This window comes from Streptosporangium sp. NPDC049644 (assembly GCF_040675205.1).
GTDB classification, from domain to species: Bacteria; Actinomycetota; Actinomycetes; order Streptosporangiales; family Streptosporangiaceae; genus Streptosporangium; species Streptosporangium fukuiense.
Genome location: NZ_JBFAOJ010000164.1, coordinates 1 through 10,860, shown reverse-complemented (window position 1 = coordinate 10,860; position 10,860 = coordinate 1). Strand labels below are relative to the sequence as shown.

The 10,860-nt window shown below is 70.6% G+C and carries 2 protein-coding genes; both read right to left on the bottom strand.

Features of this window, described 5'->3' with window-relative positions; translation table 11 throughout:
- Positions 1-2,132, bottom strand: a 2,132-nt coding sequence (locus tag AB0J58_RS42590; RefSeq protein WP_364227082.1) for a type I polyketide synthase, incomplete at its 3' end; no start/stop codon positions are given.
- A 40-nt stretch (positions 2,133-2,172) separates the two neighbouring features.
- Positions 2,173-10,854 carry an SDR family NAD(P)-dependent oxidoreductase gene (locus AB0J58_RS42585; protein ID WP_364227085.1) on the bottom strand — a complete coding sequence of 2,894 codons (8,682 nt, stop codon included), beginning with the start codon at positions 10,852-10,854 and terminating at the stop codon, positions 2,173-2,175.
- Between the last annotated feature and the right edge of the window lie 6 nt (positions 10,855-10,860).

Sequence of the window (10,860 nt, the reverse complement as noted above, 5' to 3'; positions counted from 1 at the left end):
GCGACCCGCTCCACCGGCAACGCCACCGACGCCATCGCCCCCAACCCCGCCAACCGCTCACCGATCAACCGGCTGCGCAACGCCACCACCCGGGCGCCGTCCTGCAACGACAACCCACCGGCCACCACCGCCGCAGCGATCTCCCCCTGGGAATGACCCACCACCGCATCCGGCCGCACCCCCAACGACTCCCACACCGCCGCCAGCGACACCATCACCGCGAACGAGGTCGGCTGCACCACATCCACCCGATCCAGCGAAGGCGCACCCTCCACCTGACGCACCACATCCAGCAACGACCAGTCCACGAACGGCTCCAGCTCCGCCGCGCACTCCGCCATCCGCCCGGCGAACACCGCCGACTCCTCCAGCAGCCGCGCACCCATGCCCGCCCACTGCGCCCCCTGCCCCGGGAACACCCACACCGACTTCCCAACGACATCGGCCACACCTTGAATCACACCCGCCGTGGGCTCACCGGAAGCCACCGCCGCCAGCCCCGCCAGCAGACCCTTGCGATCCTCGCCCACCACCACCGCACGGTGCTCGAACACCGACCGCGACACCACCAGCGAGAACGCCGTATCCACCAGGGCCACCTCGTGATGGCCCTCCACATGCGAGACCAGCCGCTCGGCCTGCGCCCGCAACGCCTCACCCGTACGGCCCGATACCAGCAGCGGAATCACGCCGCTCACCACGTCGGCGGCCGGCACCCGTTCCTGCGGAGCGTCTTCTCCCTCCGGCGTTTCCGGACCCTGTTCGAGAATCACGTGGGCGTTGGTGCCGCTGACCCCGAACGACGACACGCCCGCCCGGCGCGGACGACCCGTCTTCGGCCACTCGGCCGACTCGGTCAGCAGCTCCACCGCACCCGCCGACCAGTCCACATGCGACGACGGCGCGTCCACGTGCAACGTCTTGGGCAGCACCCCGTGCCGCATCGCCAGCACCATCTTGATCACACCGGCCACACCGGCCGCCGCCTGCGTGTGACCGAGGTTCGACTTGATCCCCCCCAGCAGCAGCGGCCGCCCCTCGTCCCGGTCCTGCCCATAGGTGGCCAGCAGCGCCTGCGCCTCGATCGGGTCACCCAGAACCGTGCCGGTCCCGTGCGCCTCCACCGCGTCCACCTCGGACGACGACAACCCCGCACCGGCCAGCGCCTGGCGGATCACCCGCCGCTGAGAAGGACCGTTCGGCGCCGTCAAGCCGTTGGACGCACCGTCCTGGTTCACCGCCGACCCGCGCACCACCGCGAGTACCTGATGACCGTTGCGGCGGGCGTCCGACAACCGCTCAAGCACCAACATGCCCACACCCTCGGACCAGCTGGTACCGTCCGCGGCGTCGGAGAACGCCTTGCACCGCCCATCGGGCGCCATCCCGCCCTGCGCGCTGAAGCCGATGAACACCATCGGCGACGTCATCACCGTGATACCGCCGGCCAGCGCCAGCGAGCACTCCCCCTGCCGCAGCGCCTGCGCCGCAAGGTGCAATGTCACCAGCGACGACGAGCACGCGGTGTCCACCGTGACCGCCGGGCCCTCCAGGCCCAGCGTGTAGGACAGGCGACCCGACAGCACGCTGGCTCCCAGACCGGTGACGCCATGGCCCTGAAGATCCACCCGAGTGCTCATGATCAGATTCATGTAGTCCTGGCCGTTGGTGCCCACGAACACCCCGGTGGAGCTGCCCTTCAGCGAGACCGGGTCGATCCCGGCCCGCTCGATCGCCTCCCAGGTCGTCTCCAGCAGCAGGCGCTGCTGCGGGTCCATCGCCAGCGCCTCACGCGGCGAGATCCCGAAGAACCCCGCGTCGAACCCCGCCACATCCGCCAGGAACCCGCCCTGGACCGCGCCACCACCCCCGCCGTCGGATCCCAGCCCTGACGACATCCCCAGATCCCAGCCCCGATCGGCCGGAAACGGCGAGATCGCATCCTCACCTTCAGCCAGCAACCGCCACAAATCTTCAGGAGAGGCGACTCCACCTGGAAAGCGGCATGACATCGACACGATGGCGATCGGCTCACGCTTGCCCGACTCCGCCTCTTCGAGCCGTCGACGGGTCTCGTGCAGATCGGTGGCGACCGACTTCAGGTAGTCAACGAGCTTCAGGTCTTCCGACATGGGAGAAGCCCTCCAGGGTATTCGCGTATGAGCCGGGACATCACAGGTCTTTGAGGCGGCCCAGTTCGTTTTCGATGAAGCCGAGGATGTCCTTGGTACTCGCCGAGTTGAGCACGTCCGCGACAGCGATTTCACTAGTTTCCGTGCTGCTCTCGCTCATCTTCGCCAGTAGCTGCCGCAGCCGGGTGACGATGCCGTTCCGGGCGAGCTCGTCGAGCGCGGTATCGGAAAGAGCGGTCTCGAACCGGTTGAGATCGGCCAGCAACGACAACTCCGTGGCCTTGTTCGCTCCGGGCGCGATTTCCTCCAGGAGGTATTCGGCGAGGCTGGCAGGAGTGGGGTAGTCGAAGATGAGGGTCGCCGGCAGCCGCAGCCCCGTCGCCGCGTTCAGCCGGTTGCGCAGCTCCACGGTGGTGAGGGAGTCGAAGCCCAGCTCGCGGAACTCCCGTCCCGGCTGGATCGCGTCCACCGACTCGTGCCCCAGCACCACGGCCGCCTGAGCACACACCAGTTCCATCACCAGCTGTACCTGCTCGGCCTGCTCCAACCCGGCAAGCCGCCGCACCAGCTCCGCTTCCCCACCCGCCAGAGCCGAGACCGCCGACCGGCGCCCCGCGCGCACCAGACCCCGCATCAGATGCGGCACCTCGCCCATCGCCCGCAGCACCGACAGCTCCAGCCGTACCGGCACCACCACCGCCCGGCCCGACCCGGCCGCGGCCTCGAACGCCGCGAGCCCCTGCTCGGCCGACAACGCCGGTATCCCCGTCCGGTTGATCCGCCGCATCTCGATCTCACTCAGCGTGCCGGTCATTCCCGCGTCCTGAGCCCAGGCACCCCACGCCAGCGACAGCCCCGTCAGCCCTTCGGCCCGGCGCAGCTGGGCCAGCGCGTCCAAGAACACATTCGCCGCCGCGTAGTTGCCCTGACCGGGCGCTCCCACCACACCCGCGAGCGAGGAGAACATCACGAACGCCGCGAGGTTCGCGTTCTGAGTGAGCTCGTGCAGATGCCAGGCCGCGTCCACCTTCGGCCGCAACACCGCACCCAGCCCCTCCGCCGACAGCGACGGAATCGTGCCGTCGGCCAGCACACCGGCGGTGTGGATCACCGCGGTCAGCGGATGAGCGGCCGGGACCCGCGCCAGCAGGGCCGCCACCTGATCCCGATCGGCCATGTCACAGGCGGCGATCTCGACCTCGACGCCGTGCGCGATCAGCTCGGCCCGCAGCTCCAGCGCGCCCGGAGCGTCCAGGCCCCGGCGGCTGGTCAGCAGCAGGTGCCGCACCCCACGCTCGGCCACCACATGCCGCGCGAACAGCGCGCCCAGACCACCGGTACCACCAGTGATCAACACCGTCCCCGCCGGATCCCAGGAACGGCCACCGTCCTCACCGGAGTTGTCACCGAACTCATCTACCACGACATCCCCTGGCAGTATCCGTGCCAGGCGCGGCACCAGAATGTCTCCTTCACGCACCGCCATCTGCGGCTCCTCGGACATCGACATTCCCGCCAGCCCTGACAGCGGGGATTCCCCATCCACGTCGATCAGCAGGAACCGGCTCGGGTTCTCCGACTGCGCACTACGCACCAGACCCCACACCGCCGCGGCCCCCAGATCGGTCACCACCCCGCCGTCGCCCGCCGCGACCGCACCCCGGGTAAGGAACACCAGCCGCGACTCGGCGAACCGCTCCTCGGCCAGCCAGCCCTGCAACAACTCCAGTACCCGAGCGGTCAGCGCATGCGCCGACCCCACCACCCCGCTCACCGGATCCGAGACCACCTCCGCGAGCACCACCGCAGGGACCGGACCCGCCTCAGCCAGCGCAGGCAGATCCGCATGCACCGGCACCACGTCCCCGGCCGCCCGCAACGCCGCCGCGATACCCAACGCATCCGCACCGAGCACCGCCACCGACATCGACGCCTGGCCGACCTCCGCCACAACACCCACCGGTGCCCACTCCACCCCGAACAACGACTCCCAGCCAGCCCCCACACCCTCGGAGACCCTCAGCTGCTCGACCGCGACCGGCCGCAACACCACCGACCGCGCCGACACCACCGGCCCACCGGCAACATCCACCGCACTCAGCGACACCGCATCCGGCCCCGTCCTGACCAACCGCACCCGCAACACCGACGCCCCACCCGCGTGCAGACACACCCCGCCCCAGGATGACGGCGACAAACCGCCCTCGGAATCGTCCAGATCAGCGAAGGCCACCGCGTGCAACGCCGCATCCAGCAACGCCGGATGCACCCCGAACGAACCCGCACTCGACACCACCTGCTCCGGCAACCCGACCTCGGCGAACACCTCACCGTCGGCACCGCGCCAGACTCCCCGCAACCCCTGGAACACCGGACCATAGGCGAAACCGTCCTCGGCCAGTTCCTCGTACAACCCCTCCACCTCGATCACGGTCGCCCCGGCCGGCGGCCACACCGCCGCATCAAACGGCACCGCCTCCGCCACCCCGGTCGCGAGCGTGCCGGTGGCGTGCCGCACCCACGCCACCTCCTCGGCCGCCTCCGCCGAACGGGCATACACACTCACACTCCGACGGCCCGACTCCTGCGGAGCCCCCACCGACACCTGCAGCGCGACCGTGCCCCGCTCGCCCAGCACCAATGGCGCGTCCAGGGTCAGCTCCTCGACCAGGTCGCAGCCGACCTGGTCACCGGCACGCACCGCCAGCTCCACGAACGCCGAACCCGGCACCACCACCGACCCCGCCACCACGTGATCGGCCAGCCACGGATGCGACGAGAGCGACAACCGTCCCGTCAGTACGACCCCGTCGGAATCGGCCAGCCCGACCGCGGCGCCCAGCAGCGGATGATCCGTTGTGGCCAGCCCTGCCGCCGCAACATTCCCCGCACCGGCACTGCCCTCGGGCCAGAACCGCCGATGCTCGAAGGGATAGGTGGGCAGGTCGACCCGGCGTCCACCCGGCAGCACCGATCGCCAGTCGACCGGCACCCCGTACACATGGAGCTGGGCCAGCGCCGTCATCACCGCCCCGTGCTCGTCCCGGCCCTTGCGCAGCACCGGCACCAGCACCGTGGGCAACTCGTGCACATGCGTCTCCGGGTCCGCCGTCAGCGTGTCCTGAGCCATGGCGGTCAGCACCCCGTCGGGCCCGAGCTCCAGATACGCCCGCACACCCCGCGCACGCAGGGTACGAACGCCGTCGGCGAAGCGGACCGCGCCGCGGACCTGCTCCACCCAGTACTCCGGCGAGCACAGCTGCTCTGCGTCGGCCGCCCGCCCGGTCAGCGTGGACACGATCGGAGTCCTCGGCGCACGGTAGGTGAGCCTGCTCGCCAGCGTGCGGAAGTCCTCCAGCATCGGCTCCATCAGCGGCGAGTGGAAGGCGTGCGACACCCGCAACCGCCTCGTGCGCACCCCGCGCTCCTCCAACGCGGTGGCCACCTCCAGCACAGCCTCTTCGGTACCGGAGATCACCACCGAGGACGGGCCGTTCACGGCGGCGACCGACACCTCCTTCTCCCGCCCGGCCAGCAACTCGGCGACCTCCTCCTCAGAGGACTGCACCGCCACCATCGCCCCACCCGCGGGCAACGCCTGCATCAACCGCGCCCGCCCCGTCACCAACGCACACGCGTCAGCCAGCGACAGCACCCCCGCCACGTGAGCAGCGGTGATCTCCCCGATCGAATGCCCCGCCAGCACGTCCGGCCGCACCCCCCACGAGGACACCAGCCGGAACAGCGCCGTCTCCACCGCGAACAACGCCGGCTGCGCCCACCCGGTCCGATCCAGCAACTCCGCCTGCTCACTGCCCGGCTCGGCGAACAACACCTCGCGCAGCGATCCATCGAGCAGCGGCTCGAACTCGGTGATCACCTCGTCCAACGCCTGCGCGAACACCGGGAAGCGCTCATACAACTCCCGGCCCATCCCCACCCGCTGACTGCCCTGACCGGTGAACAACACCGCCAGCTGCGGCTCCGTCGCGGCCACCCCGGCCACCACACCCGCGCTTGGCCGATCCTCGGCCAGCGCGCCCAGCCCGGCCAGCACACCATCACGACCATCGGCCAGCACCACCGCCCGATGCTCGAACACCGACCGCGTCGTGGCCAGCGAGAACGCGGCATCGGCCAGACCCGGACCAGGCTCATCGGCCAGGACCGACGCCAGCCGCCCGGCCTGCGCCCGCAACGCCTGACCTGTCTTCGCCGACACCAGCACCGGCACCACACCCACCGCAGGGCCCCGATCCTGCGGAGCGTCCTCTTCCGGCGCTTCCGGCCCTTGTTCAAGAATCACGTGCGCGTTGGTGCCACTGATCCCGAACGACGACACCCCCGCCCGACGCGGACGACCGGTCTCCGGCCATTCCGCTGACTCGGTCAGCAGCTTCACCGCACCCGAGGCCCAGTCCACATGCGACGACGGCTCATCCACGTGCAGCGTCCTGGGCAGCACCCCATGCCGGAGAGCCAGCACCATCTTGATCACACCCGCCACACCGGCGGCGGCCTGGGTGTGCCCGAGGTTCGACTTGATCGCGCCCAGCAGCAGCGGCCGATCCTCGTCCCGGTTCTGCCCGTAGGTGGCCAGCAGCGCCTGGGCCTCGATCGGGTCACCCAACTTGGTACCCGTGCCGTGCGCCTCCACCGCGTCCACCTCGGACGCCGAGAGCCCGGCCCCGGCCAGCGCCTGACGGATCACCCGCTGCTGCGACGGACCGTTCGGCGCTGTCAACCCGTTCGACGCACCGTCCTGGTTGACCGCCGAACCCCGCACCACCGCGAGCACCTGGTGACCGTTGCGGCGCGCGTCCGACAACCGCTCCAGCACCAGCATGCCCACACCCTCAGACCAGCCAGTACCGTCCGCGCTGTCGGAGAACGCCTTGGACCGCCCATCGGCTGCTATCCCGCCCTGCGCATTGAAGCCGATGAACCCCAACGGTGATGCCATTACCGTCGTACCGCCCGCCAGCGCCAGGCCACACTCGCCCGACCGCAGCGCCTGTGCCGCAAGGTGCAGCGCCACCAGCGACGACGAGCACGCCGTGTCCACCGTCATCGCCGGACCCTCCAAGCCCAGCATGTAGGACAGACGGCCCGACAGCACGCTGGCCGCGAGGCCGGTGACGCCATGGCCTTGCACATCCGTCTGAGTACTTATGATCAGGCTCGTGTAGTCCTGGCCGTTGGTGCCCACGAACACCCCGGTGGAGCTGCCCTTCAGCGAGACCGGATCGATCCCGGCCCGCTCGATCGCCTCCCACGCCCCTTCCAGCAGCAGCCGCTGCTGCGGGTCCATCGCCAGCGCCTCACGCGGCGAGATCCCGAAGAACCCCGCGTCGAACCCCGCCACATCCGCCAGGAACCCACCCTGAACATCGAGACCCGTCCCCGACAACAATCCCGTATCCCAACCCCGATCAGCCGGAACCGGCGAGATCGCGTCCTGCCCCTCGGAGAGCAACCGCCACAGCTCCTCCGGCGAGTTCACCCCACCGGGGAACCGGCAACTCATCCCCACGATCACCACCGGGTCGTCCGCCACCGACGTCCTCGCCCTGGTCACCACATCGGACCCGACGGCCTGGTCCTGCCGGCCCAGCAGCTCCGGCACCAGGAACCGCGCCAGCACGGTCGGCGTCGGATAGTCGAACACCAGCGTCGCCGGCAACCGCAACCCGGTGGCGGCGTTGAGCCGGTTGCGCAGGTCCACCGCGGTCAGGGAGTCGAAACCCAGCTCACGGAACTCCCGTCCGGGCTGGACGTCCTCTCCCGAGGCGTGCCCCAGCACCACCGCCGCCTGCGCCCGCACCAGCTCCACCACCAGCCGAACCTGCTCGGCCTCCTCCAGCCCCGCCAACCGCCGCACCAGCTCCGAATCCCCGCCCACCGAGGCGGAGACCGCCAGGCGACGCCCCGAGCGCACCAGGCCGCGCATCAGATGCGGCACCTCGGGGAACGTGCGCAGCACCGACAGCTCCAACCGCACCACCACCACCGCCGCGTGATCCGACGCGGCCGCCAGCTCGAACGCCGCGAGCCCCTGCTCGGCCGACAGCACCGGCATCCCCGCCCGCGCCATCCGCCGCAGATCGATCGCCCCGAGCCCCCCGGTCATCCCGGTCTCCTGCTCCCACAAGCCCCACGCCAGCGACAACCCCGGCAGCCCTTCGGCCCGGCGCAGCTGAACCAGCGCATCGAGGAACGCGTTCGCCGCCGCGTAGTTACCCTGCCCGGCGTTGCCCATCACCCCCGCCATCGAGGAGAACACCACGAACCCGGCCAGGTCCAGGCCCTGGGTCAGCTCGTGCAGATGCCAGGCCGCGTCCACCTTCGGCCGCAACACCGTCTCCAACCGCTCCGGCGTCAGCGACGGAATCGTGCCGTCGGCCAGCACACCGGCGGTGTGAATGACCGCCGTCAACGGATGCCCGGCATCCACCCCGGCCAGCAGGGCCGCCACCTGATCCCGATCGGCCATGTCACAGGCGGCGATCTCGACCTCGACCCCGTGCGCGATCAGCTCGGCCCGCAACTCCAGCGCCCCCGGAGCCTCCAGACCCCTGCGGCTGGCCAGCAGCAGACGCCGCACCCCACGCTCGGCCACCACATGCCGCGCGAACAACGCACCCAGACCACCGGTACCACCGGTGACCAACACCGTGCCCTCCGGATCCCAGACCCGGCCGGCGTCATCAGCGGGAACCTCGGCCGGGACGTCACCGGATGCCACCCGCGCCAAGCGCGGCACCCGCACCTCACCCTCGCGCACCGCCGTCTGCGGCTCACCCGAGGTCAGCACCCCGGGCAGTGCATCAAGCAGGGCCGACAGCGAGGCCTGGTCCTGGTCCTGATCCATGTCGACCAGCACGAACCGGCCCGGGTTCTCCGACTGAGCACTACGGAGCAACCCCCACACCCCAGCGGCCGGAAGATCAGCCACCACCTCACCGGCATCGGTCGCGACCGCGCCTCGGGTGACGAACACCAGGCGCGAATCGGCGTACCGCTCCTCGGCCAGCCATCGCTGCAGCAGGTGCAGCACGTGGGCGGTCAGCGCATGCGCCGACTCCACCACCCCGGCCGCGGACTCGGAAACCACCTCCGCCAGCACCACGGCCGGGACCGGACCCGCCTCAGCCAGCGCGGGCAGATCCGCATGCACCGGCACCACGTCCCCGGCCGCCCGCAACGCCGCCGCGATACCCAGCGTGTCCGGACCGAGTACCGCCACCGGCACCCGGTCGGCTTCGGGTAGCCCGCCTGCCGCGGCCCATTCAACCCGGAACAGCGTGTCCTGCCCTGCCCCGCGACCGTCGGAGATCGTCAGCTGCTCGGTGGAAATCGGCCGCAGCACCACCGACCGCGCCGACAGCACCGGCGCACCCGTCGCATCCATCGCGTTCAGCGAGACCGCGTCGCCGCCGGTCTTGGTCAGCCGCACCCGCAGCACCGAGGCCCCCGCCGCGTGCAGGCACACCTCATCCCAGGAGAACGGCAACCGCGTACCCGCTGCGGCGTCCAGCCCGATGAAGCTCACCGCGTGCAACGCCGCGTCCAACAGAGCCGGATGCACCCCGAACGAATCCGCCTCGCTGACCCGCTCGGGCAACCTCACCTCGGCGAAGATCTCACCATCGCGCCGCCAGGCTGCCCGCAACCCCTGGAACGCCGGACCGTACTCCAGCCCTCGGGTGGCCAACTCGTCATACAGCCCCTCCAGTTCGATCGCGGTCGCGCCGGCCGGGGGCCACACCGCCGCATCGAACGGCACGGCAGGCAAGGTACCCGTACTGAGCGTGCCGGTCGCGTGCCGCACCCACGGCACCTCCTCAGCCGCATCCGCCAACCGTGAGTACACACTCACCGACCGGCTGCCCGACTCCTCCGCAGCGCCCACCCACACCTGCACCGCCACCGCGTCATCCTCGCCCAGCACCAGCGGCGCGGTCAGCGTCAGCTCCTCCACCAGGTCACAGCCGACCTGGTCACCGGCCCGCACCGCCAGCTCCACGAACGCGGTGCCCGGAACCACCACAGAGCCCGCCACCACGTAATCGGCCAGCCACGAATGCGACGCCGATGACAACCGTCCGGTCAGCACCACCCCATCAGAGTCGGCCCGAGGCATCACCGCACCCAGCAGCGGATGCCTCGGCGCGGCCAGGCCCAGAACACGGGCATCACTGCTCTGCCGCGCGTTCGGCCAGAACCGCTGGTGCTGGAAGGCGTACGTGGGCAGATCGAGCCGGCGCGCGCCTGGGAAGACGGCCTGCCAGTCGACCGCCACACCGCGCACGAACAGCTCGGCCGCCGAAGTCAGCACCCGCTCCAGGCCGCCCTCATCGCGCCGCAGCGTCCCGGCAATCACCGTGACGGCGTCGGTCTCGTCCACACACTCGCCGATGCCGACCGTCAGCACCGGATGCGGGCTCACCTCCACGAACACCCGATACCGCTGCTCCAGCAACTGCCCCACGGCCGGGGCGAAGGCCACCGTGCGCCGCAGGTTCTCACACCAATACCCGGCCTCCAACTCCGGACCCTCCACCCACTCACCGGTCACCGTCGACAGCATCGGCACCCGCACCGCACCCGGGCTCACCCCCGCCAGCACCTGAGCCAGCTCCTCACCGATCAGATCCACCTGCGCCGAATGCGAGGCATAATCCACCGCGATCCGCCGCACCCGCACGTCCTCAGCGGCCAGCCGCTC